At 47.4% G+C, this 23,740-nt stretch carries 20 protein-coding genes; 14 read left to right on the top strand and 6 right to left on the bottom strand.

What is annotated here, in order from left to right; all coding sequences use genetic code 11:
* Positions 1 to 6 precede the first annotated feature (6 nt).
* The 3 genes from AWQ23_RS02315 to clpB all read right to left on the bottom strand — a co-directional run bounded on the left by AWQ23_RS02315 (position 7) and on the right by clpB (position 5,282).
* Complete coding sequence (locus AWQ23_RS02315) at positions 7 to 768, bottom strand: hypothetical protein (protein ID WP_062432124.1); 762 nt, start codon at positions 766 to 768, stop codon at positions 7 to 9.
* 3 nt (positions 769 to 771) lie between these two features.
* Positions 772 to 2,121, bottom strand: coding sequence for an AAA family ATPase (locus tag AWQ23_RS02310; RefSeq protein ID WP_062436466.1), 1,350 nt, complete (start codon positions 2,119 to 2,121; stop codon positions 772 to 774).
* A gap of 167 nt (positions 2,122 to 2,288) precedes the next feature.
* Positions 2,289 to 5,282 carry an ATP-dependent chaperone ClpB gene (gene clpB / locus AWQ23_RS02305; protein WP_062432121.1) on the bottom strand — a complete coding sequence of 998 codons (2,994 nt, stop codon included), beginning with the start codon at positions 5,280 to 5,282 and terminating at the stop codon, positions 2,289 to 2,291.
* A 208-nt stretch (positions 5,283 to 5,490) separates the two neighbouring features.
* On the opposite strand from clpB, the gene speD reads away from it, so the two are divergent.
* The 8 genes from speD to hetR all read left to right on the top strand — a co-directional run bounded on the left by speD (position 5,491) and on the right by hetR (position 14,894).
* Positions 5,491 to 5,874 carry an adenosylmethionine decarboxylase gene (gene speD, locus AWQ23_RS02300; RefSeq protein WP_041443332.1) on the top strand — a complete coding sequence of 128 codons (384 nt, stop codon included), beginning with the start codon at positions 5,491 to 5,493 and terminating at the stop codon, positions 5,872 to 5,874.
* A 371-nt stretch (positions 5,875 to 6,245) separates the two neighbouring features.
* Positions 6,246 to 6,476, top strand: coding sequence for a hypothetical protein (locus AWQ23_RS02295; protein ID WP_030007054.1), 231 nt, complete (start codon positions 6,246 to 6,248; stop codon positions 6,474 to 6,476).
* Positions 6,477 to 6,688: 212 nt separating this feature from the next.
* Positions 6,689 to 8,350 (top strand): ATP-binding protein, encoded by a 1,662-nt coding sequence (locus tag AWQ23_RS02290; RefSeq protein WP_062432118.1) that lies wholly within the window; start codon positions 6,689 to 6,691, stop codon positions 8,348 to 8,350.
* 78 nt (positions 8,351 to 8,428) lie between these two features.
* Positions 8,429 to 10,093, top strand: coding sequence for a bifunctional 3,4-dihydroxy-2-butanone-4-phosphate synthase/GTP cyclohydrolase II (gene ribBA / locus AWQ23_RS02285; protein WP_062432115.1), 1,665 nt, complete (start codon positions 8,429 to 8,431; stop codon positions 10,091 to 10,093).
* Positions 10,094 to 10,261: 168 nt separating this feature from the next.
* A complete protein-coding gene (gene recA, locus AWQ23_RS02280; RefSeq protein ID WP_030007051.1) occupies positions 10,262 to 11,308 on the top strand; it encodes a recombinase RecA in 1,047 nt (348 codons plus the stop codon).
* A 178-nt stretch (positions 11,309 to 11,486) separates the two neighbouring features.
* Positions 11,487 to 12,557 carry a tetratricopeptide repeat protein gene (locus AWQ23_RS02275; RefSeq protein ID WP_232308948.1) on the top strand — a complete coding sequence of 357 codons (1,071 nt, stop codon included), beginning with the start codon at positions 11,487 to 11,489 and terminating at the stop codon, positions 12,555 to 12,557.
* 23 nt (positions 12,558 to 12,580) lie between these two features.
* Positions 12,581 to 13,705, top strand: coding sequence for an aldo/keto reductase (locus AWQ23_RS02270; RefSeq protein WP_062432109.1), 1,125 nt, complete (start codon positions 12,581 to 12,583; stop codon positions 13,703 to 13,705).
* Positions 13,706 to 13,949: 244 nt separating this feature from the next.
* On the top strand, positions 13,950 to 14,894 hold the full coding sequence (gene hetR, locus AWQ23_RS02265; RefSeq protein WP_232308947.1) for a heterocyst differentiation master regulator HetR: 945 nt from the start codon (positions 13,950 to 13,952) through the stop codon (positions 14,892 to 14,894).
* 129 nt (positions 14,895 to 15,023) lie between these two features.
* On the opposite strand, the gene aspS is transcribed toward hetR, so the two are convergent.
* Positions 15,024 to 16,814, bottom strand: a complete 1,791-nt coding sequence (aspS, locus tag AWQ23_RS02260) for an aspartate--tRNA ligase (RefSeq protein WP_062432105.1) — start codon at positions 16,812 to 16,814, stop codon at positions 15,024 to 15,026.
* A gap of 519 nt (positions 16,815 to 17,333) precedes the next feature.
* Here aspS and pseB point away from each other — a divergent pair.
* From pseB to pseG, 4 genes are read left to right on the top strand one after another with little or no spacing between them, the layout of a single operon-like run.
* Positions 17,334 to 18,347: a UDP-N-acetylglucosamine 4,6-dehydratase (inverting) gene (pseB, locus tag AWQ23_RS02255; protein WP_062432103.1), complete on the top strand. Its 1,014-nt coding sequence runs from the start codon at positions 17,334 to 17,336 to the stop codon at positions 18,345 to 18,347.
* Positions 18,347 to 19,513, top strand: a complete 1,167-nt coding sequence (gene pseC, locus AWQ23_RS02250; RefSeq protein ID WP_062432101.1) for a UDP-4-amino-4,6-dideoxy-N-acetyl-beta-L-altrosamine transaminase — start codon at positions 18,347 to 18,349, stop codon at positions 19,511 to 19,513. The genes pseB and pseC overlap by 1 nt, the downstream gene beginning before the upstream one ends.
* Positions 19,510 to 20,247, top strand: a complete 738-nt coding sequence (locus AWQ23_RS02245) for a cytidylyltransferase domain-containing protein (protein WP_062432100.1) — start codon at positions 19,510 to 19,512, stop codon at positions 20,245 to 20,247. Before pseC ends, AWQ23_RS02245 begins: the two co-directional genes overlap by 4 nt.
* The gene (gene pseG, locus AWQ23_RS02240) at positions 20,237 to 21,292 is read left to right on the top strand and encodes a UDP-2,4-diacetamido-2,4,6-trideoxy-beta-L-altropyranose hydrolase (protein WP_062432098.1); all 1,056 of its coding nucleotides are present in this window, start codon (positions 20,237 to 20,239) and stop codon (positions 21,290 to 21,292) included. Before AWQ23_RS02245 ends, pseG begins: the two co-directional genes overlap by 11 nt.
* A 55-nt stretch (positions 21,293 to 21,347) precedes the next feature.
* Here the strand turns inward: pseG and AWQ23_RS02235 are convergent, their stop codons facing one another.
* The gene (locus tag AWQ23_RS02235) at positions 21,348 to 21,770 is read right to left on the bottom strand and encodes a type II toxin-antitoxin system VapC family toxin (RefSeq protein ID WP_062432096.1); all 423 of its coding nucleotides are present in this window, start codon (positions 21,768 to 21,770) and stop codon (positions 21,348 to 21,350) included.
* The gene (locus tag AWQ23_RS02230; protein ID WP_062432094.1) at positions 21,757 to 22,014 is read right to left on the bottom strand and encodes an AbrB/MazE/SpoVT family DNA-binding domain-containing protein; all 258 of its coding nucleotides are present in this window, start codon (positions 22,012 to 22,014) and stop codon (positions 21,757 to 21,759) included. Before AWQ23_RS02230 ends, AWQ23_RS02235 begins: the two co-directional genes overlap by 14 nt.
* Before the next feature lie 162 nt (positions 22,015 to 22,176).
* On the opposite strand from AWQ23_RS02230, the gene AWQ23_RS02225 reads away from it, so the two are divergent.
* The gene (locus tag AWQ23_RS02225) at positions 22,177 to 23,040 is read left to right on the top strand and encodes an Rpn family recombination-promoting nuclease/putative transposase (RefSeq protein ID WP_062432093.1); all 864 of its coding nucleotides are present in this window, start codon (positions 22,177 to 22,179) and stop codon (positions 23,038 to 23,040) included.
* Positions 23,041 to 23,083: 43 nt separating this feature from the next.
* Positions 23,084 to 23,623 carry a GNAT family N-acetyltransferase gene (locus tag AWQ23_RS02220; RefSeq protein ID WP_157072185.1) on the top strand — a complete coding sequence of 180 codons (540 nt, stop codon included), beginning with the start codon at positions 23,084 to 23,086 and terminating at the stop codon, positions 23,621 to 23,623.
* Positions 23,624 to 23,740: the final 117 nt, after the last annotated feature.

Here is a 23,740-nt window from a genome sequence, read left to right as displayed (position 1 = left end):
TTTCTTTTATTTAGTTTCTTCTACATCAATAAATCGATTCCAAGCATCTAGAATTTTTACCATTGAAGTTTCAGTAATAGCTCTATTTTTGTTCTGTAACCGCACTCTGTTAATAATTTCTCCCAAAGAACTAAAGCGACTTTTTTTTCTCTCTTGAATAATTGCTGTTGCCATTTTCTGACCTTTCTTACCAGTAAAGCCAGCAGAACCTAGTTTATCGACTAAAATTTTGAAATCAGAAGCATTAAAGGCTTCTAGGTGATCCTCATCACGAGGCACAAGAATTTTAACACCATCAAATTTTTGCTCAAGATTTCTCGATAAATTATTTTCTAAGCGAGAAACTTCAAATTTAAGTTGATCTTGAAGGTGAGCTAAAAGATTTTTTTCTAAATTAGCAATTTCATTTTTGTTTAAACTATGCTCCAAAGAGTTAGTCGCAGAACTTTCTTGCACAGTATTTAAATAATCATATTGATGCTTGATCTGCACTTCATTTTCAGGAGTAATAATGATCGCGTTAATCATCTCAAAATCATCATTGATTTCTCTGGCTCGGACTGCTGCATAATATTCTAAATGTCCAGAAACAACGGTAAATGAATCAAAATCTAAGCGTTGAACAAGAATAGGTTGAGAGTTCCCACCGACGGTTAAAAAACTATTGGCCAAAGCTTCAATTTTATCCTTAGAAAAACCAGATCGGGGTTCTGGGCTATCAACAGATAGAATATCAATTAGTTGAATTTTTAAAAGGTTTTCTAGCATAATTTAATTGATTTTCTCTAATACTTCACTAGCTAGCATTGCAAATTCATGGGCTGATACAGAATCTGATTTATAGTCAAAAATAGAGAGGGGATCCGGAATATCTTCTTCTCCATACTCCAAGGTATTTTCCAACGCTTTGGCAAGATCTTCTCGTTCATAAATTGCCGCAGACATTAGGGGAAAACCATAACGTTGTTCGACCATTCTGCGACGTTTGGGATATGTATATTGGAGAAAGCGAGCATTCGTTGAAATCTTCGACGGTAAAACACCTAAGATTTTCAAAGGAGACATGCCAAACATATCTTTGGCTTCGTTTATATCCGCGATAAAATCTTTGACATTATTTAAACCCTCATTGGCAAATGGTTTAAGGTCTGAAGGAATGATTAGATAACCTGCACTTAGTAAAGCAATACGAGCATACAAATTAAGTGAGGGAGGAGTATCAATTAGAACAATATCATAATCATTCTTGACATCTTTTAGCTTAGATAATAGTCGAGTTTTGGCTGGTTCAATCCGGGTTAATTCCGATTCATATTTCATCATCTCAATATGAGATGGGATTACATCAATACCTTGGGATACGTAAGTTGAGGGTCTTGCAACTGCTTTGACTGGATATTTTTCTCTAGATTGAATGAGTTGCAAAATATTGTTATTTTTAAGGTCATCGTCTTTCTCATCAAGAAATTTTGCCAAACCAGTTGCATAAGTCGTATTTGCTTGGCTATCCAAATCAACAATTAAAATCCGTTTGCCTTGCTTCTGCAATGCGGCGGCGAGATTGACTACTGTTGTTGTTTTGCCAACTCCGCCTTTATTGTGATAAACAGCGATGATTTTCATACGATTTTTTCGCGCGGTTAAATTTTTTTCTGGTTGAATTTCAGACTTTTTTCGACTACTGGGAACGGGTTTTAAACTTTTACGACCAACTAAAAATTTGATTTTTTCTAGGTTAGCATCAATTTCTGATCCTGAGCATTGAAAACACAGATCTATTTTTGAGCCATCTCGTTCGTAAATACGAAAATCTTTGCCATTCGTTAATATTCCATAGGGAGACTTTAAACTGGTCAAATAGGTTCTTAGACGAGGCACATGACGATCTAAATTTTCTCTCGGACTTTTGGCTTCAATAATAAGATTTAGAGGAGAGCTACTATCCCAAGTGAAAGGCATTACCGTCGCGGTAAACGCCATAAAATCAAGACGAATATTGCCAAAGGCAACTTCTTGGTACCAAGTGTTAGGCGGATAACCTAATTTTGGCAATAAGTAATGGACAATTAATTTACTTTCGACTTCTGTTTCGTTACGAAATGAACTAGGATCAGGAATCACGGCACTCAAAACATTGTGTTTCTTCGCCCATTATCTCCTATATGGATACCAGTTTTTTTGAAGTTTTATAAATTTTAGAAGGATAACTTTAGCAAGTTACAAAGTATTTCTTTGTACATAACACTCAAGAATAATTCAAGCTTAACATTATCCTTTTGCCTCAACACCTAGATAGAATCTAACCAATTTTCTTCTGAGTCAGAATCAGCACCAACATAGGCTGGAGGATTTGTTTCTCTGGTCGGGTATTCTACGCCATTGGCTGTTTGCTCTGGCTCATCTGTCCCAAACCATTGATCATCGGGCTGTTCGGCATCAAAGGAAACAGTCGTCTCATCTTCACCCCAATCATCATCGGGTTCATCAAGTTCAGCCTCTGCAACCATGATTTCATCCGGTGCGACGACAGGAAGAATTTCTGCTTCTGTTATAGATGCCTCTTCTGTTTCTATGGGTTGCTCTTCCGGTGCTGGGGCGATCGCCTCTTCCGCAATCACCTCTGGCACTTCTCGTTCGGGTCGTTGCCGATCAAAAACCAAGGCACCCTCGACGCAATCAACTAAAATGCGATCGCCTTCCATAAAGTCCGTTTCTAAAATGCGATTGGCGATCGGATTTTCCAATTCCCGTTGAATCGCCCGTTTTAAGGGTCTTGCCCCAAAGGTCGGATCGTAACCCGCTTCTACTACATGGTCGAGGGCTGCATCCGTGAGGGATAACGTAATCTTTTGGTCGGCTAATAATTTTTCGATGCGGTGAATTTGCAGTTTGACAATTTCCCGCAACTCATCCCGTTTCAAAGTATGGAAAATAATCAGTTCATCAATCCGGTTCAAAAATTCTGGGCGGAAATTTTTCCGTAACGCCCCCGTCACCTTGTCCCGCATCTTGTCATAGTTCGCATCATCCCCCGACAAACTGAGGATAAATTCACTGCCGATATTGCTCGTCATCACGATGATCGTATTGCGGAAATCCACGACCCGTCCTTGGGAATCGGTGATCCGCCCATCATCCAGCACCTGCAACAGGATATTAAAAACATCCTTATGGGCTTTTTCCACCTCATCCAGCAGCACCACCGAATAGGGACGACGACGCACCGCCTCCGACAGTTGCCCTCCTTCTTCGTAGCCCACATAACCCGGAGGCGCACCGATTAATCGGGATACCGCATGTTTTTCCATGTATTCAGACATGTCAATGCGTACCATCGCCTCTTCACTATCAAAGAGGAACGCTGCTAAAGCCCGCGCTAATTCTGTTTTCCCGACCCCTGTCGGCCCCATAAACATAAACGAGCCAATCGGACGACTAGGATCCTTCATCCCTGCTCTGGCACGACGAATTGCCGCCGAGACCGCTTCCACCGCTTCCTGCTGACCGATCACCCGCTCGTGCAAATGTCCTTCGAGTTGCAGCAGTTTTTGCCGTTCGGATTCCATCAAACGATTCACGGGAATCCCTGTCCAACGGGCAACAATTTCGGCAATGTCAGCTTCCGTAACTTGTTCCCGGAGCATCGCATCCCCTGCCGCTTGGATTTCCAGCAGTTTGATTTCTTTTTGGCTTAGTTCTGCTTGTAAACCTTCGAGACGGCCATATTTCAATTGGGCCGCTTTGTTGAGGTCATAGGCGCGTTCTGCTTGTTCCACCTGGAGACGCAGTTGTTCTTCCTCTTCCTTGAGGGAATTAATTTCATCGATGAGATTTTTCTCGGCGAGCCATTGGGAAGAAAGGTCTTTCTGTTGAATTTCAAGGCTTTTAATTTCTTCGTCGATCCGATCTAAACGTTCCTTGGAAGCGAGGTAGGCCGGGGAAGTTGCCCCCAGTTGTTCCTCACCCTTGAGGGAAAGCTGCTCCATTTGCAGTTGCATCAAGCGACGATCAATGGCTTCGAGTTCAACGGGTTTGGAGGTAATCTCCATTTTCAGTTTGGCGGCGGCTTCGTCTACTAGATCGATCGCCTTATCGGGGAGAAAACGGTCGGTGATGTAACGGTTGGAGAGGGTGGCAGCGGCAACGAGGGCGGAGTCGGTAATATTGACGCCGTGGTGCAGTTCATAGCGTTCTTTTAAGCCCCGCAGAATGGAAACGGTATCTTCCACGGTGGGCTGTTGGACTAAAACTTGCTGGAAACGCCGTTCGAGGGCGGGATCTTTTTCGATATGTTTGCGGAATTCGTCGAGGGTGGTCGCCCCAATACAGCGCAATTCGCCCCGTGCCAACATCGGTTTGAGTAAATTCCCCGCATCCATCGAGCCATTAGCAGAACCTGCGCCAACAACGGTGTGGACTTCATCAATAAAGAGAATAATTTGTCCGTCGGACTGGGTCACTTCTTTAAGCACAGACCGCAGACGGGCTTCAAATTCGCCCCGGTATTTTGCGCCGGCAATGAGGGAACCCATATCGAGGGACATCAACTGCCGATTTTTCAGGGATTCGGGCACGTCGCCATTGACAATCCGTTGGGCCAAACCTTCGGCGATCGCCGTTTTACCGACCCCTGGTTCACCGATCAAAACTGGATTATTTTTTGAGCGTCGAGAAAGCACCTGAATCACGCGCCGAATTTCATCATCCCGCCCGATCACGGGATCAAGTTTGCCGTCCTTGGCCTGTTCGGTGAGATCGCGGCCATATTTACTTAGAGGACTACCACCATAGGAACTGCCACTCTCTTCTTGGTTCTGGGCGGTGACCTTTTGGCTACCTTTGAGGGCTTTGATTTTGAGTTCGAGATCCTGGGGGTCGAGGTTAAAACTTTTCAGCGATCGCCGCCCAATGCGATCATCCTCCGCAAAGCCCACCAGCAAATGCTCAACAGAAATAAAATCATCCTGCCAACTATTGCGACAGGCCTCGGCCCGGTCTAACATCACGTCTAAACCTTGACCGAGATAGAGCTGATCACCCCGCATTAATTTGGGCTGCTGCTGGGCAAACCGTTCTAATTGCTGCTGGAGCCTGATCCCATCGACACCTGTCTGGGTCAAAATCGTTTGGGCCAATCCCTGTTCCTGCTCCTGTTCTAGCAATGACAAGAGTAGATGTTCCACCTCAAGATTTTGGTGTCTGTAGCGACGGGCGATCTCCTGTGACTTGACGATCGCATCCCAAGCTTGTTCGGTGAATTTGCTGGAATCGGTGGGCTGCATCAGTAGTTTGTTTTGGCGTTAACGGTTTTTATCAGCACAGTATAACAAGTTGCTGATTGTCCCTTGGGGGCGGTGCGAAAATTTCCCCGATCCAAATTTAAGTAAAAATACGGATTTATTTTCCTCAGAAAATCATTGAAACTGAGATCTTCTTTGTGATATGAACGCAAAGTTTATCCCCTTTACTCGGAGTGTAAGGATAAAAAGAATGAAAAAATTGGGTACTCACCTTGTGGTGGATGGTTGGGGTTCCCCTGCGAACCTCCTCAATGATCCCGAAGGTATCCGTCGGGCCATGATCGAAGCGATCGCCGCCGGAGAAGCGACTCTAATTGATCTCTGTGTCCATCAATTCAGTCCCCACGGTGTAACAGCCACCGCAACCCTTGCTGAGTCCCACATTGCCATTCATACCTGGCCCGAATATGGGTACTTTGCGGCTGATCTTTTCTTTTGTGGTCGCGGCAAACCCGTTGAAGCCATGAAATTCCTCCAGCAGGCGCTACAGGCAACGGAATGTAAAATGACCGAATTTGATCGCGGTTTCCCCAAAGAAATTTTGGTGCCCTCCATGGCTGCGGCGATCGCCTAAATAATCTAACGACTGCTCCAGGGCGAAATTGAACCTCCCCGGCAGTCCAGTTATTACTGAATAACTCAATAAGTTTAGATGCCCCTCTATGTCCCCCAGACCAGAGGGGTTCCTTGTTTTTGGGCAACAAAATGGCAGCCCCATCAAGAAACCGTCACAATTTTGGCTGTCTAAATGAATCCTTCATCATGGTCTTAACCAAAGGCGATCGCCTCCGCAGACCCTACATTAAAAGTCTTTAGCATCCTCTTAGAGAGCTTGTGATGGCGCAAAAGATAACAACCTCGATTAGGGAAATTACCCAAGCCCCTTGATACAGAGACCCAAACGCCCTTTGATAGAATGTAGCTCATCCAATGGCCGCCATTTCTATGGAAAATCACCCCACCGACCCCCAACGACAGCCCGAAAAAACCCAGATTTCGATTCACATCGATCCAGAAGTCCTCGATCAGATCAAACATCTTACTAACGACCCCAGCAAAGTGATCGAAACTGCCGTTAAGCAGTGGCTCCGGGGCGAACGGGTCCGCGATGATGAACTCACCCGACGGTTTCGGCGCAATCCTCCAGTTCCGCCCAAGGGGGAATGGAACGATTAAGAAAGGTAAGTATATTGTTGTTAAGCTGGCCTTTACCCCCAAAATTGTTAGTCATAATGGGCCTTTGTCAGCCATCAAGAAAAAGTCCGATAAAATCCCCAATAGGGTTTGATTTTCCCAAAAGCGCACCGCGCAGCGGATCTCATTGCGATCGCCTGGGCTAGTCATCAAATACCCGGACTTAATCTCGACAATATTCACTCAATGCCTCCATGGGTTGTTTTCCGCCTCAACTACCAGCAGATCAACGGCAGCACTTCGCCTATTGGCAAGCCCTCAACGCAGAAATTATCTGGCTCCAGGACAATATGGGGGTTTGTACCGCTTTTTTTTGGCAATGGGCAGAAACCTTTGGCTGCCAACCCCAGGCAATGGTGACAACAGAAATTTTTCAGCAATGGATCACGGTAGACAACACTATCTACACAACTGCCCTGCAACGGGTGGGTCAGGGGTGCCTCCCCGAAACCCTAGACGGTACTTTTCAATGGGCCGACCAGACTTTTCCCCTCAAGCTTTTGGTCACTGCCATCGGCGCGGGCCAACTGTTGGTGGTGGGTTTCCCCCAGGCTGTTGCCCCCAGTTCCCTCTCTCCCCTGTCCTATCAAAAAGCCCTCAGTCGCATTGCTCGCAAGATCCGCAATACCTTTGACCTGACGGTGATTCGTCAAGAGGCGATGAATGGCCTAGGTAAAACTTTACAGGTGAGTCGTTGTTTATTGTTGACCGCCGATGCAACCCAAAGCCGATTTCAGGTCGAAGCAGAATATCGTTGCAGCTCGGTTCCCTCCTGTCTTGGGGCTAGTTGGCGATCGCCCGATAGCCCAGTCCTCGAAGAAATTTATCAAACTCAAGTTTCCCAATCTTTAACAACCCTTTGCCCGGCCCTGGCCGACAGTCAAGCGGTGCTTATCTTGCCTACCCTCTACCAAGGTAGTGTCAATGGTTTTATCTGTCTGCAACAGTGCGATCGCCCCAGGATTTGGCAGGAAGTTGAGCAAGAATTTGCCCAGGAGCTAGCCGAACAACTGGGAACGGCGATCGCCCATGCCACCCTCTACCAAGAACTCGAACAACTCCACCAAGCCGCCACCGAAGCCGCCCGCCTCAAAAACGACTTCCTCGCCAATACCACCCACGAACTCCGCACCCCCCTCAATGGCATCATCGGTTTTCTGACCCTCGTCCTCGATGAAATGACCGACAGCCGTGCCGAAGAGTTAGATTTCATTGCCGCCGCCCACGAAAGCGCCCTCCACCTGCTGAACCTAATCAACGATATCCTCGACATTGCCAAAATTGAATCAGGCAAACTCGACCTCGATCTCCAGCCCATTAGCCTAGGGGAACTGCTCGATAACCTCAATAACTTTGCCCGGCCTCAGCTACAGAGCAAAAACCTCACCTGGGAAATTTTAGTGCCCGAAAGCCACGACGATATCATCCTCTACGGCGACTACCAGCGTCTTTTTCAGGTGCTCCTGAACCTCGTGGGCAATGCGATCAAATTCACCAATGCTGGTGGTATTACGATCAATGTTGAGCTAGTTTTCAAACCTGTTATCCACGACGATCAACAATTTCCAGGGATGGTCAAAATCAGTGTGATTGATACCGGGATTGGCGTGGCTTTGGATATGCAATCTAAGCTCTTTCAAAACTTTTCCCAAGTGCGGGGTGGCCATACCCGCAAATATGGCGGTACGGGGTTGGGCCTCGCCATTTCCAAGAAACTGGTCGAAGCCTGTGGCGGCAAAATCTCTTTCTACAGTATGGGCGAAGGCCTGGGATCGACGGTCACTTTCTCGGTACTTCTTCAGCAAAAACCCGTACTCAAACAGCCCAAGCACCAGGATCCCCAAGTGATTATCTAGGCCGCACCGACCCCGGCAAAACGTTACAATAGAGACTAAATATTAAAGAAACATTACATTTAGCAGACCGGAAAATACGTGGATACAGCTTGGCAGTTTGATTCGATTGAAGCGGCATTGGGCGACATCAAAGCCGGACGGGCCATCGTTGTCGTAGACGATGAAAATCGTGAAAATGAGGGGGACATCATCTGTGCGGCCCAACATGCCACCCCAGACATGATTAACTTCATGGCCGTGGAAGCACGGGGCTTGATTTGTTTGGCCATGACCGGCGATCGCCTCGATGCCTTAGATCTGCCTTTGATGGTTCACAAAAATACCGACAGCAACCAAACCGCCTTTACGATCAGCATTGATGCCCATCCCCGCCTGGGCGTTACCACGGGGATTTCTGCCGAAGACCGTTCTCGCACGATCCAGGTAGCCATTGACCCCACCTCCCGCCCCGAAGACCTCAATCGCCCCGGCCATATTTTCCCCCTCCGAGCCCGGAGCGGCGGTGTCCTCAAGCGCGCTGGCCACACCGAAGCTGCGGTGGATCTGTCCCGTTTAGCGGGTTTATACCCAGCGGGGGTCATTTGCGAAATTCAAAATAACGATGGCTCCATGGCGCGGCTGCCGGAACTGATTGAATATGCCCGAAAGTTTGACCTCAAAATTATTAGCATTGCCGACTTGATTTCCTATCGCCTCGAAAATGACCGCTTTGTCTACCGTGAGACCGTTACAAAGCTCCCTACGGAGTTTGGTCAGTTTGAGATCTATGCCTACCGCAACACCATGGATGGCACAGAGCACGTGGCCATTGTGAAAGGTGATCCGAAGAATTTTGCCGACCAGCCTGTGATGGTGCGCGTTCACTCAGAATGCTTGACGGGGGATGCCCTCGGTTCCCTGCGCTGTGATTGTCGGATGCAACTGATTGCCGCCCTCAAAATGATCGAAAATGCCGGTCAAGGGGTGGTGGTCTATCTACGTCAGGAAGGGCGCGGCATTGGCTTGATTAATAAACTCAAGGCCTATTCCTTGCAGGATATGGGTTTAGATACTGTGGAGGCCAATGAACGACTGGGTTTCCCGGCGGATCTCCGGGACTACGGTATGGGGGCACAAATGCTCAATGACCTTGGCGTCCATGCGATTCGTTTAATCACCAATAATCCCCGGAAAATTGCGGGCCTGAAGGGCTACGGCCTAGAGGTGGTCGATCGGGTGCCGCTTCTGATTGAGAGTAATGATTTTAATACCCGTTATCTCAATACCAAGGCCCAAAAGTTGGGACATATGCTCCTGCAAACCCACCTAGCGACCATTGCCCTCCGTTGGCAAGGGAAAGATAATGTCACCCAGCGCTATGAACATTTAGAACGGCTCCGCCACTTGACCCAAAAACAACATTTACTCGTGCGGGAGGAAGCCCGTCCGGTCGCTAGTGCGGTCTTTTCCAATGCGCCGTTAATCGTTCACCTAGGCTTCGACCAGGCCAAGTTAGCCCGCGCAGATTGGTACACCGATACGCAACATCCCTACCTCCAGGCGATCGCCTCCCTCCTTGGCGACATTGCCCAATGGGACGATCTCACGGAATTGGAGTTTATGATTGCCACAGGGGATGACCCGATGACGGGGCTACAAATTCAACTCGACCGTGAATTTTTGACCTGGCCCCAGCTACCCACCTTTATCCAAGCGGCCCCTGTCAAAACCCAGACTATCTACCACTTCCAGCAGCCCAAATAATCATCCCGGTGAGGGTTGTTTGTCGCCGGAATCTCGCCTGGATCTGCCTTTTGTCGGATTGTAAAAATCCTCTGGTCGCTTTCCGGAAAAATTGCGATACCATAAGTACGATTGAACTCAGAAATTCAATCACCTTTGACCCATTACGCCACGGCGATCGAGGTAACCATGTCAGCCATCACCAATAATCCCGACAAAGAAAAAGCCCTAAACCTAGTGCTCAACCAAATTGAGCGCAACTTCGGTAAAGGGGCAATTATGCGGTTGGGGGATGCCGCCCAGATGAAGGTCGAAACAATCCCCAGTGGAGCTTTGACCCTAGATCAGGCGATGGGGGGTGGGTTCCCACGTGGGCGAATTGTGGAAATCTACGGCCCGGAGAGTTCTGGGAAAACGACGGTTGCTCTCCATGCGATCGCCGAAGTCCAAAAAGCGGGTGGCGTCGCTGCTTTTATTGACGCTGAACATGCCCTGGATCCCACCTATTCCGCCGCCTTGGGAGTTGATATTGAAAACCTGCTGGTGGCCCAACCCGATAACGGCGAATCCGCTTTAGAAATTGCCGACCAATTGGTTCGCTCGGCGGCTGTGGATCTGATTGTGATTGACTCGGTGGCGGCCCTAGTGCCCAGGGCAGAGATCGAAGGAGAAATGGGCGATGTGCAGGTGGGTCTCCAGGCCCGTCTCATGAGTAAAGCCCTCCGTAAAATTGCCGGGAATATGGGGCGTTCGGGTTGTACAGTAATCTTCCTCAATCAATTGCGCCAAAAAATTGGCATCAGTTACGGTAATCCAGAGGTGACGACTGGCGGGACAGCCCTTAAGTTTTATGCTTCTGTGCGCCTCGATATCCGACGCATCCAAACCCTCAAGAAAGGGAGCGAAGGGGAATTTGGCATCCGCGCCAAGGTTAAGGTGGCCAAAAATAAAGTTGCCCCACCGTTCCGCATTGCCGAATTTGACATTATCTTTGGGAAAGGAATCTCCCGTGTGGGCTGTATGCTAGACCTCGCTGAACAAACGGGGGTTATTACCCGTAAAGGTGCTTGGTACAGCTACGAAGGGGATAACATTGCCCAGGGTCGCGATAATGCAGTGAAGTATCTAGAGGAAAATCCAGACGTTGCGGCGATCGTCACCCAAAAAGTCCGGGAAAATCTGGATATGAGTTCCATGGGTTTCGGGGATGAGCACCACACCACCGAAGAAGAATAAGCATTTTTGTGGCAGCAAATATTCCTGATCTAATGCAAGATGGCGAGACAAGGGGCGAATTTAAGCCTCTTTTTTCTTGAGTTTCTTGAAAGTTAGGGGAACAAGCACCAGACAACAGCATAATTTGCGGCGTGCTAGAATCGGATGCGTCATTTTGAAAAAAAACGTTACGTTCACTATGGGTATTCGTTTCTCTCGTTGGTTAGTGGGTTGCGGTGTGGCGATCGCCTTCGGTGTATTGTCCCCTTCAGTCACTTGGGCTAATCCCCAACTCAATGCCCTCCTCGAACAGGGAAATGAACAGCTGACCAATCGGAATTTTGCCCAAGCAGTGCAGCATTACCGCCAGGCTCTCACCCTAGAAGCCAACAACGCCCGGATCCATGGTGCCCTCGGTTACGCCCTCTCTCAACTGGGCAATTATTCAGAAGCGGTGACGGCCTACCGCCGGGCTACGGAATTAGAAGATGATAATGCAGAGTTTTTCAATGCCCTGGGTTTCAATTTGGCCCAAAGTGGCGATAACCGCAGTGCCATCAACGCCTACCAGCGAGCCACCCAACTGCAGCCGAATAACCTGGCCTACAGTCTGGGTTTAGCGACCGTACAATTTCGGGCCGGGGACTACGATCAAGCTCTGGTCGCGTACCGTAAAGTTTTGGCTAAAGACAGCAACAACACCATGGCGCTGCAAAATAGTTTAACTAGTTTGTTGCAATTGGGACGTAACCAAGAGGCGGCAGTGCTGTTTCCTGATTTGCTGCGCCAACGGCCCAATGACGCGGAACTCCGCATTAAAGCAGCGGTGACGTGGTTTGGTCTCAATGATCGTGACCAGGCGATCGCCTTCTTGGAAGAAGCCCGCCGCCTCAGCACCCGCGACAGTGCGATGCAAATTCGGGTCGGTAAGATCTACGAAACCCAAAATCTGTTACCCCAGGCGATCGCCGCCTATGAGCAGGCTAGTTTTGTTGATCCCCAATCCCGCGAAGCCTTTGCTTTATATGGATCGGCGGCGATGAAGACCGAGGATTATATCAACGCCATTATTGCCTACCGCGCCCTAACGGAATTGTCCCCCACGGATCCGGCGGCCTTTTACAATTTTGCGGTGGCCCTCCAGGGGCGGCGACGTTCCCGCGAAGCCCTCGAAGCTCTAGAAATGGCGCGGGATCTCTACCAACAACGGGGCGATCGCCGGGGGGTTAATATTACGGAATCTCTCATGGCAGCCATCGAAGAGGGCTAGGCACCGCACCAGTCACGATCACCATGCGTTACCGACGGTTTGGGAAAACAGAATTAGACATCTCAATTTTTTCCCTGGGGACAATGCGAGCCTTAGAAAGCAGCGCAACCATGACGGCAACAGTGCAGCGGGCTTGGCAGTTGGGGATTAATCATTTTGAAACAGCGCCGAGCTACGGGGTGAGCGAGCGTTTGTTGGGGCAAGCCTTTCGCGAATTGGGTCTCCCCCGGTCAAATTTTTTTCTCACGAGCAAACTCTTACCCAAGGGGGCAGCGGCGGAAATTGAGCAGACCATCACGGTTTCCCTAGAAAATTTAGGCACCGATTATTTAGATTGTCTGGCGATCCACGGGATCAACACAGCGGAACATCTCCAGTGGTTTCTAGAAACGGGTCTGGAGCCGCTCCAACAATTGCAACGGCAAGGCAAATTTCGCCACCTTGGTTTTTCGACCCACGGCCCCCTGCCTTTAATTCTCACGGCCATCGAAACGGGCTATTTTGAATTTGTTAACCTCCATTACTATTATTTTTTTCAGCGTAATGCCGAGGCGATCGCCCTTGCTGCGGCACGGGATTTAGGGATTTTTATCATTTCCCCTGGCGATAAAGGAGGCCAACTGTTTACCCCACCCCAGACCCTCCAGACCCTCTGCCAACCGGACACGCCTTTAGCACTCACCTACCGTTTTTTGTTGGACGATCGCCGGATTACGACCCTCAGTTTTGGGGCGGCCAATCCCGCTGAATTGGCTGTTTTGGTGCCCCTCGTTGACCAAGACCAGCCCCTCACCCCCCAGGAACAACAGCGCCTCACGAACCTGAGTCAGCACCAACACCAACGCCTCCAGGGGACAGAATGCCACCAATGTTACGCCTGCTTACCCTGCCCTGAAGCGATTGCAATCCCCGAAATTCTCCGCCTCAGAAATTTGGCGATCGCCTACGATATGCAAAGTTACGGCGAATACCGCTACCAGATGCTCGAAAATGCCGGCCATTGGTTCCCTGGCAAAAAAGGCAATGCCTGTACAGAATGTGGCGACTGCTTACCCCGTTGCCCCAGCCAACTGCCCATCCCCCAACTGCTCCAGGAGGCCCACCAGCGCTTGAACGGAAAACCGCGCCGTCGTCTTTGGGAAACTTAATTTTGATTTTTGCGCATATTGGCGGATGTATTTAGCCTGTCAATAACCATTAAATTTTCGTGGGGCCGATTCGTCGCCAAAACGGGTCATTAAACTCAGCCAAATGTCAGATTTTCCCTATTTTCAGGGGATAAACCACAGCCAATGGCCAAAAGCCAAGTAGAATTTAGCCCCTAAAGGGATCATCGAAACTTCATTATTCTTGTTTAACTTGCCAGTTGATTCGTTTGGGGAACTCTGAAAATTGACCAATTCCTCTGGGGCTTTTTCGTCGATGGCACAACCAGAACTAGAACTGCTCCAAGCCCTAAATCCGAGTGCCTTTGATCAAGTGTTGTTATCTTTGGCGTTTTTTGCGCTCCGGCAAAGCAGTTATCGCCATGGGGCTTTTTTGGATGCGGCGGCAACGGCGGCTAAATGTGCGGTATATACCACCTATGTGGAGCAGGGGGGAAATCTACGCATGACTGGGCATTTGCACCATATCGAACCGAAACGGGTCAAGGCCATTGTCCAAGAAATTGAGCAGGGTCTCCAGGCGGGCCAACGGTTGCAGCATGCGGCTTTCCAGGAACCCACTTACTTGACCGAGTTACCCCAGGTTTGGTTAGGGCAGTATCCCTGGCATCGCTCCCAACCCCGGTTAACGGGCGATCGCCTCAGCGAAGACCAACAAACTTACCTCGAAGCGAAACTGCCCCCAGATCTACCAGCGGCCCAGGGGATCTCCTCCGCCGAATTTGCTGATCTCATCGCTTTTTTACACCAACAGGCCCAGGCAAAAGCCCCAGGCGATCGCCCATTGCCCCTCAGTGAAGCCCTCGCCGAACATATCAAACGCCGTTTGCTCCACGCCGAAACGGTTATGCGCCTCGATAATCCCTGGGGAATGCCCTATTACATCCTTTTGAGTTCTACCTATGGCGGCCCCGATAGCCCAACAAAAACTCCCCATTCCCTCCTCGAAGACGCTGCTCACTTTTTGCGCCTTAGCCATGCCTGGACAAAGCAACAACACAACGTCATGCGCATTTTTGAATCCCTTGATATTGCCCCCGCCGATTTGTCCCAGGCCCAGACAGAACTGCATGAATTAATGCGGCACTGGGCGAAAAAGTATCATCAACGGGGCAAACCCACCATGGCGATTCACATGATGTTTGGCCCCAAAGATCATTCCCTTTCCTGAAGCCGAAAACAGCCGCGCTTTCCCAAACAATTTAGAGCATAAAAAAACAGGGGCGATCGCCGAAATTGCACGATCATCCCCCATTATTCTTTTTGAAAACAATTTCAGTTGTCTTTAAGCGCCCATGGCCTAGTCTTTTTCCGGGGCCGTAGAAGCGACAAAAAGTTCCTTCAGTTGCTTTTGATCGACTCCCGCCGGCGCATCAGTCAACAGACAGCTGGCCTGTTGTGTTTTCGGGAAGGCAATCACATCACGAATGGAATCCTCCTGGGCCATAAGCATCACCAAACGATCTAAACCGTAGGCAATGCCGCCATGGGGCGGGGTGCCATATTCAAAGGCTTCAAGTAGAAAACCAAATTTTTCTTGGGCTTCGGTTTCTGATAAGCCAATAGTCTGGAAGACTTTTTCTTGGACTTCCCGCTGGTAAATCCGTAGACTGCCGCCACCGATTTCAATGCCATTTAAGACGATGTCGTAGGCGAGGGCGCGGGCCGTTGCCAGATCCTCTAGATCTTCTGGATTCGGTGCAGTAAAGGGATGGTGTAAGGCTTCGAGGCGTTTTTCGTCGCTGTTGTATTCAAACATCGGAAAATCCGTAACCCAAACAAAATTGAGTTGATTTTCATTGATTAAGCCCATCTCAGCACCGACCAACTGTCGCACTCGGTCTAGGGACTTATTGACAATATCCGTTGCCCCGGCCCCAAAGAGGAGAAGCGTGCCCGCTTCAGCCCCAGTACGACTGAGAAGTTCTTGTTTTTGGGCGTCACTGAGGTTGTCCTTGATCGCGCCGATGGTATCGATCGCCCCGTCTTCCCGCACCCGAATAAAGGCAAGCCCTTTGGCTCCCATTTCGACGGCGGCATTAAACAGATCGCCACCGGGCTTGATCCGTACATTGGAAATAGCATCGTTTCCGTTGGGAATCGGGAGGACTTTCACTTGGCCACCGCTCTTAACCACGCCAGAAAAGACTTTAAAGCCCATGTCCGCAACAATATCAGAGACGTTGACTAGCTCCAGGCCAAAGCGCGTATCGGGGCGATCGCAGCCATATTTTTCCATGGACTCGGCGTAGGTGATGCGGGGGAAGGGGCGCTCTAGTTCAATGCCCTGGGCCTCCTGGAAAATACGGCAAATTAGGCGTTCATTAAGGTCAATGATTTCGTCGAAGGACATGAAGCTCATTTCCATATCCAACTGGGTAAATTCCGGTTGACGGTCAGCCCGGAGGTCTTCGTCCCGGAAGCAGCGGGCAATTTGATAGTAGCGATCGCAGCCGGCCACCATCAGCAATTGTTTAAAGAGCTGGGGCGACTGGGGCAGGGCATACCAATCGCCTGGGTTCACCCGGGACGGCACCAGATAATCCCGCGCGCCTTCGGGGGTAGACCGAGTCAAGATAGGCGTTTCCACCTCCATGAAGTTTTCATCGTCTTCCAGGAAGCGGCGCATCGATTTAACGACGGTGTGGCGCAGTTGGAGGTTTTTCGCCATGGTTTCCCGGCGCAGGTCGAGGTAGCGATATTTTAGCCGGAGGTCTTCTTTGACTTGATCGCCGTCGGCACTACTGGAAACGAGGATCGGGAGCTGTTTATGGACGCCATTTAGGATCTCGATGGTGTCAGCGTAGATCTCCACTTCGCCAGTGGGTAATTTGGGATTTTTCGCCCCTTCTTGGCGGGCACTGACTTTCCCAACAATTTTTACGACGTACTCACTACGGCTAGCATCGGCATCATTGTAGGAATCTGGGGTTCGCTGGGGGTCACTGACAATCTGGACAATGCCCGTGCGATCGCGTAGATCAATAAAAATTACGCCACCATGATCCCGACGGCGATCGACCCAGCCATACAGGGTTACGGTCTGGTCAATGTGCTCGGAGCGCAAATCCCCGCAGTAATGAGTACGCATAGTTAGTATATATAGTTAAAGCATAGAGTTTTAAAGCGATACTAAGCCTACCAAAGATCCTGGGTCTTGCCTACATTCTCTTGGGCATCCCAAACTTAAGGGTAAAACTGGCTGCCATCTGACAAAAATTTAGTACTCGTTTGCTCTCACCAAAACCAACCGATAAGCTTTCAAGTCAGTTATTGCCAATCCTGACTCGTATCACAGAGAAAGTCATCGGCGATCGCCGCTTTAAAACCATAGGGACATTGCTGCAAAAAAGTCTTTCATCACAAAGGCGTCTTGAAAGTAAGATCTTTCATAATGAAAGATTTTTAGGCGATCGCCTTTTGGGTAATCCTCCAGTGGCATAGAAAAAATGAAGCCGATGAGTTTTGTGGTTTTTGGGGTAGCCTAAGGATAAGCGGGAGTTAGTCAGCCCAAATCGCTGAGATTGTGAGCTATGTGGGCGCATTCTTCGCTTACCACTCAATTTAAAAAAGCAATTCCAGTATGGGCGATAATAGCTAGGGTATTGATATGGAAATCACTCAAAACAGTTCAATTCTGGTAACAGGAGGGACGGGTTCTTTTGGCAAACAATTTGTTGCGGCTGTTCTGCAACGTTTTCCAAAAATTCGCCGTCTAGTGATTTACTCTCGGGATGAATTGAAACAATTTGAGATGTCCCAAGTCTTTTCATCAAAGGACTATCCTGGTTTGAGATATTTTATCGGGGATGTGCGGGATCAAGCGCGGCTGGCGCGGGCATTTGAGCAGATTGATATTGTGGTGCACGCGGCAGCCCTCAAGCAGGTACCCACGGCAGAATATAATCCGATGGAATGTATTCGTACTAATGTACTTGGAGCCGAAAACGTCATCCAAGCGGCGCTGGATATGAAGGTAAAGCGAGTGGTGGCGCTGTCTACAGATAAGGCGGCGGCTCCGGTGAATCTCTATGGTGCCAGTAAGCTTTGCTCGGATAAGCTTTTTATTGCCGCTAATAATGTTCGGGGTGGACGCGAAATAAATTTTACGGTTGTACGCTATGGCAATGTGATGGGGTCTCGGGGATCTGTTATTCCTTTTTTCTTACAAAAACGGGGTGAAGGAAAATTACCAATTACTGATCGCCGAATGACGCGCTTTAATATCTCTTTGAAAGAAGGAGTCGAGATGGTTCTCTGGGTGATCGCCAGTGGTTGGGGGGGAGAAATTTTTGTCCCGAAAATACCTTCCTATCGGATTACAGATGTAGCCACGGCAATTTGTCCTGAGTGTGAGCAGGTAGATGTGGGAATTCGTCCTGGAGAGAAAATCCATGAGGAAATGATTACGGCTTCGGATTCCTATACCACCGTGGATTTGGGCAAATATTACGCAATTTTGCCGATCAATGAGCGTTATTCTGTGGAGGATTATTGTCAGGCTACGGGCGCGAAACCAGTGCCCATTGGCATGAGCTATAACTCTGGTGATAATGAGCAGTTTTTAACTGTGGAGGAATTACGGAAACTCATCCACAGCCACGTTGAGTCTAGTTTTTCCTGATGAGTAGCTATATTCCCTATGGACGGCAAGATATTAACCAAGCAGATATTGATGCCGTGATCGAGGTGTTGCGTTCTGATTGGCTTACCCAAGGCCCGATGATCGAACGATTTGAACAGACTGTGGCGGATTATTGCGGGGCAAAATATGCCGTTGCTGTATCGAGTGCCACCGCAGGTTTACATTTAGCCTGTTTAGCAGCAGGTTTGGGAGAGGGGAGTTATTTTTGGACTTCGCCGATCACCTTTGTGGCCTCGGCAAATTGCGGTTTGTATTGCGGGGCACAGGTAGATTTTGTGGACATTGATCCGCGCACCTACAACATGAGCGTTGATTGTCTGGAAGAAAAGCTGATCGAAGCGGAAAAGACGGGGAAGTTACCAAAGTTAGTGATTCCTGTTCACCTCGCCGGACAATCCTGTGAGATGGAGCGGATTCGTCAATTATCCCAACAATATGGCTTTCAGGTTCTAGAGGATGCTTCCCATGGGATTGGAGGAAAATATCAAGACAAACCAGTGGGCAGTTGCCAATTTTCGGACATGGCTGTGTTTAGTTTTCATCCCGTCAAAATTATCACGACGGGCGAAGGCGGTATAGTTCTCACTAACAGGGAGGATTTATATGAGAAACTGATCCGACTGCGCAGCCACGGCATTACCCGTAATCCTGATCTGATGACAGAATCCTCCCACGGACCTTGGTATTATCAACAGTTGGAATTGGGCTATAACTACCGGATGACAGATATTCAGGCGGCTTTAGGGGTGAGTCAAATGAAGCGATTGGATGAATTTGTCGAGCGGCGGCGCTTTTTGGCCAGACGGTATGATGAGCTGCTTGCTGATTTGCCTTTAACGCTTCCTTGGCAACATCCTGATACAGAATCGAGTTGGCACCTATATATTATTCGTCTGCAATTAGAGAAGCTTTATAAAACTCATCGTCAAGTGTTTGAAGAATTACGGGAAGTAGGTATTGGTGTAAATTTACATTACATTCCGGTCCATACTCAACCCTATTATCAGCAATTAGGTTATGAATGGCAAAATTTGGTAGCAGCCAAAGCATACTATCAAATGGCAATTAGCATTCCTTTGTATTACGGCTTGAGTTCAGAAAATCAAGATCAAGTCTATAAAAATCTCAAACAATTACTCCAATGAAAGTTGTAATTATTGTGCAAGCTAGGATGACCTCAACACGCTTACCAGGCAAGGTCTTAAAGGAAGTTTCAGGAAAATCTTTATTAGAGTATCAGATTGAAAGATTAAAACGGGTTGAATCAGCAGAAAATATTATTATCGCAACGACAGTTAATGAGGCAGATCAACCTATTACAGAATTATGTGAACGGCTAAGTATTGATTATTTTCGTGGTTCCGAAGCAGATGTTTTATCAAGATATTATCAAGCAGCTTTGGTTCATCAGGCTGATGTTGTCGTACGGGTCACATCTGATTGTCCTTTAATTGATCCTTTGGTCATTGATCAAGTTATTCAGTGCTATTTAAATCATCAGTTAGAATACGATTATGTCTCCAATAGTTTAAAGCGGACTTATCCACGGGGGATGGACACCGAAGTTTTTTCTTTTAAGGCACTAGAAGAGGCATTTCAAGAAGCAACAGCACAGCCAGATAGGGAACATGTTACACCATTCATATACCGACAACCGGAACGATACACTTTAGGCCATGTTACTTATTCTGAAGATTATAGTCATTATCGTTGGACAGTTGACACGCCGGAAGATTTTGAATTAATTCAGAAAGTAATTGAGACACTTCATCCAAAAAATCCCAAGTTCACCCTAGAGAATTGTTTCGAGTTACTTGAAAAATATCCGAACTGGTCAGAGATTAATTCTCATATTGAGCAAAAACAGTATGGTCAGTAAATTGAGTATAACGAATATACTCATCCGGGCTGATGCCTCTAGCGAAATTGGAACAGGCCATGTAATGCGTTGTCTCGCCTTGGCTCAAACCTTACAAGCATCCGACTTTACCGTAACTTTCCTCATGGTGGAGGCTACATCACCTCTAGTAGAAAGACTCACAGCGGAAAACATCCAGTTAACCTATGGTCTGTCCACACCAGGCAGCCTTGAGGATGCCAAGCAAACCGTTAACCTTGCCCAAAAATTACAGGCCGATTGGGGTGTTGTTGATGGGTATCAATTTGGAGCGGAATATCAAAAAATATTGAAAGAAGCAGGGCTTAAAATACTTTTTTTCGATGATTATGGTCATGCTCAACATTACTATGCCGATATTGTCCTGAATCAAAACCTGGGGACAAATCCCGATTGGTATCGTCAGCGAGAAGCATATACTCAACTATTTTTAGGGTGCTCCTATAGTCTTTTGCGTAAAGAATTTTGGTCGTGGCAAGGTTGGCAAAGGGCGATCGCCCCTGTCGCGAAAAAAATCCTCGTGACTTTAGGGGGTGGCGATCCCGATAATGTCACCCTAAAAGTCATTCATGCTTTGCAGCAAATCAAAAATACTGAGCTTGATATTTTAGTCGTTGTCGGTGGCACTAATCCTCATTATGTACAGTTACAAGGAGCCATCCAGACAATGACTCTGAATTTACGATTGGTAAAGAATGTGACGAACATGCCGGAATTGATGGCTTGGGCAGATCTGGTGATCGCCGCTGGAGGATCAACCAATTGGGAATTAGCGTTTATGGGATTACCGACAGTCGTGATTACTATTGCTGATAATCAACGGGACATCGCCCGAAAATTAGATCAGATGGGAGTGGTTATTAATTTGGGGTGGCATCTGAACGTAACAGAAAAGGTGATCGCCCAAACAGTTTCCCAGTTACTGAATAATCCCCAACAACGCCATTCCATGTCCCAAGCCGCGCGACAGTTGATCGATGGTCAGGGCAGTCAAAGGGTTGTCGCAAAAATGCAGGAGTTTTCTTGATAAATTAGGCGATATTTAGGCGATCGCCTCTGCAGGTCCCAGAAAAAAGCGATGATCAAAGTTTTTTGGGAACCGTAACCGAGGGCTGTAGACCCAATCGTTGGACACGTTTAGCAAAACGTTTATCATCAAAGCTCACAAAACTTTGGCACTCTCGACTAGCTGCCAGATGGAGAGCATCAGCAAAATCCAGCCCCTGTAAATGCCACTGCAAAGCTAGATCAACACGTTCCCAATTCTCGACTATCACATGCTCTAACCCCAGTAAATGTCGAATGACCCGTGCAAAATCCTCCCGTTCAAAGCCATAAAACGCCCGTAACACCCACTCCAACTCTAGAATGACCGTGAGCGGCACAAACAAACGAGTTGATTCCGTAAAAATTTTGTACGCGAGGCTTCTTTGTTGTTCCGCCTCTGGATCATTGGGGTCATTGACATAGAACCGAGCCAAAATATTTGTATCAACCCCGATCACTTTGTTCCCCCATGGCTTGGGCAACATCAAAATCACTGAGCCGCCTCGGTGTTGTCGCTGGACAAACCAACATGCCAAATCCCTCATCGATTGTGGCCTGACATTGGGGATGCTGCAATTCTACACGAATGGAATCCCCATCTAGGCAAAAAGAAAGCTTGCAACCTGGCTTAATGCCTAGTCGCTTACGAATTTCAATCGGAATCACAACCTGCCCTTTGTGGGAAACAGTCACTGTCGTCATGGGTTTAGCATCTTACTTAGTAAGACGATTATAGCAGACCTAACTAAGCCTTTAAGGGTGGTACCAATCCGTGCAGCTAATTAGGCGATCGCTTTTCTACTCATTTGAGTTGTCACTCTGCCCTTAAAATACCTAAGTCTGCAACCAACGCTGAAAACATCAATGAAAACAGACAAATGGTTTTACAAACTATTCCTCTCCCAACCAGGGATGCTGGCGGAACTACTGCCGGGGATTGATGCCGACTGGGAATTTACCTACAGCGCCCCTGTCATCAAAGAAAAAGAATTTCGCCTCGATGGAGTATTTACCCCATTATCAGACGACGTGACGATCCCCATTGTGTTTGCGGAAGCCCAAATGCAAGCGGACAATAATTTCTATCGGCGTTATTTCGCAGAAATTTTTCTTTATCTGGAGCAGTATGAGGTTGATCGCACTTGGCGAGGCTTGTTGATTTTACCGAGCCAAAGTGTCAAGCTTGGTTCAGAGTTGCCATACCAAGAACTATTTGAGCGGCGGGTGACGAGACTTTATCTGAGCGACCTGAAGCAGAAGCAAAACCTTACACCAAATTTGGGATTGTTGCAGTTATTGGCAAGCGATCAGACTCAGAGTGCAGAGTTGGGCAAAAGCCTGTTGAGAGCCGCAGGAACAGAAGCTGAGTTTGAGCGGCGACTGAGCTTGATTGAGACTATACTAGCTAATAAATTCCCTGACTTGACGAAGGAGATGATTATGCAAATCCTCGATCTTAAACAAATGGACATTACCCAATCTCGTTTTTATCAAGAGATTTGTGAAGAAGGTCGTCAGGAAGGCCGTCAAGAGGGTCGTCAGCAGGGAGAAGCACGTTTAGTTTTACGTCTGCTCTCAAAGCGTTTTGGGGCTATTGACGAGGCGATCGCCAATCAAATTAGTCAGTTGGAGATCCCACAATTAGAGTCTTTAGGGGAAAGTCTATTGGATTTCCAAAGTCTGGATGATCTCATGGCTTGGTTAGCTGCATCAGGACATAAGATTTGACATAAAGTATGACAATGCAGATTCTAGATCTTCAAAAAGTGAATTGTCTTCCAAAAACAAGATTCGCTTAAAGCCTTATATTAATGGCAGTATAATGTTAACAAGATTGCCAGAAATTTCATTGCGTCCAGTTAGAATTGAAGATTGCCATATAATATGGGAGTGGGCAAATAATTTTGATATTAGACAAGCTTCTTTTAATGAGAATCTTATTGATTGGGAAACTCATATTAAATGGTTTAAAAACAAACTCAGAGACCCACATTGTTATTATTGGATTGGATTAAATAGTGATAAAAAATCCGTTGGTCAGATCCGTTTTGATTTAGATCCAAAAACTCATGAAGCCGTTGTGAGTATCAGTATCTCTCCACAGTTTCAAGGTCGCAAATATGGACAAGTTTTACTAGAAGAAGCCTCAGATATTTTGTTTAAAAAAACTTCAGCGGTATGTATCAAGGCTTTTGTTAAATTAAAAAATCAAAGATCTGCTCATGTGTTTAAAAAAGCTGGATTCCATGAATTTTCTAAGGCTATTATCAATGGTTGTCCTAGTTTTATCTATATGAAATCAAAACAATAAAGTCAAAATGGTTATGGCAAATCTCAATCTTGATCATCTTAAGAGGAATATTTTTTTGTATTAAAAAAGGTTTTTTGTAGACATAAATCACAGATTTAAAACTTCTAAATTAGACCA

It is taken from the genome of Picosynechococcus sp. PCC 73109, assembly GCF_001521855.1.
Classification (GTDB): Bacteria; Cyanobacteriota; Cyanobacteriia; order Cyanobacteriales; family MRBY01; genus MRBY01.
This window is presented reverse-complemented; position numbering and strand designations above follow the sequence as displayed.

Excerpts from the sequence above, each read along its gene's own strand:
- AWQ23_RS02315 (WP_062432124.1), bottom strand. The coding sequence starts at position 768 with ATGCTAGAAAACCTTTTAAAAATTCAACTAATTGATATTCTATCTGTT.
- clpB (WP_062432121.1), bottom strand. The coding sequence starts at position 5,282 with ATGCAGCCCACCGATTCCAGCAAATTCACCGAACAAGCTTGGGATGCG.
- speD (WP_041443332.1), top strand. The coding sequence starts at position 5,491 with ATGAAAAAATTGGGTACTCACCTTGTGGTGGATGGTTGGGGTTCCCCT.
- AWQ23_RS02295 (WP_030007054.1), top strand. The coding sequence starts at position 6,246 with ATGGAAAATCACCCCACCGACCCCCAACGACAGCCCGAAAAAACCCAG.
- AWQ23_RS02290 (WP_062432118.1), top strand. The coding sequence starts at position 6,689 with ATGGGTTGTTTTCCGCCTCAACTACCAGCAGATCAACGGCAGCACTTC.
- recA (WP_030007051.1), top strand. The coding sequence starts at position 10,262 with ATGTCAGCCATCACCAATAATCCCGACAAAGAAAAAGCCCTAAACCTA.
- AWQ23_RS02275 (WP_232308948.1), top strand. The coding sequence starts at position 11,487 with ATGGGTATTCGTTTCTCTCGTTGGTTAGTGGGTTGCGGTGTGGCGATC.
- AWQ23_RS02270 (WP_062432109.1), top strand. The coding sequence starts at position 12,581 with ATGCGTTACCGACGGTTTGGGAAAACAGAATTAGACATCTCAATTTTT.
- aspS (WP_062432105.1), bottom strand. The coding sequence starts at position 16,814 with ATGCGTACTCATTACTGCGGGGATTTGCGCTCCGAGCACATTGACCAG.
- pseB (WP_062432103.1), top strand. The coding sequence starts at position 17,334 with ATGGAAATCACTCAAAACAGTTCAATTCTGGTAACAGGAGGGACGGGT.
- pseC (WP_062432101.1), top strand. The coding sequence starts at position 18,347 with ATGAGTAGCTATATTCCCTATGGACGGCAAGATATTAACCAAGCAGAT.
- AWQ23_RS02245 (WP_062432100.1), top strand. The coding sequence starts at position 19,510 with ATGAAAGTTGTAATTATTGTGCAAGCTAGGATGACCTCAACACGCTTA.
- pseG (WP_062432098.1), top strand. The coding sequence starts at position 20,237 with ATGGTCAGTAAATTGAGTATAACGAATATACTCATCCGGGCTGATGCC.
- AWQ23_RS02230 (WP_062432094.1), bottom strand. The coding sequence starts at position 22,014 with ATGACGACAGTGACTGTTTCCCACAAAGGGCAGGTTGTGATTCCGATT.
- AWQ23_RS02225 (WP_062432093.1), top strand. The coding sequence starts at position 22,177 with ATGAAAACAGACAAATGGTTTTACAAACTATTCCTCTCCCAACCAGGG.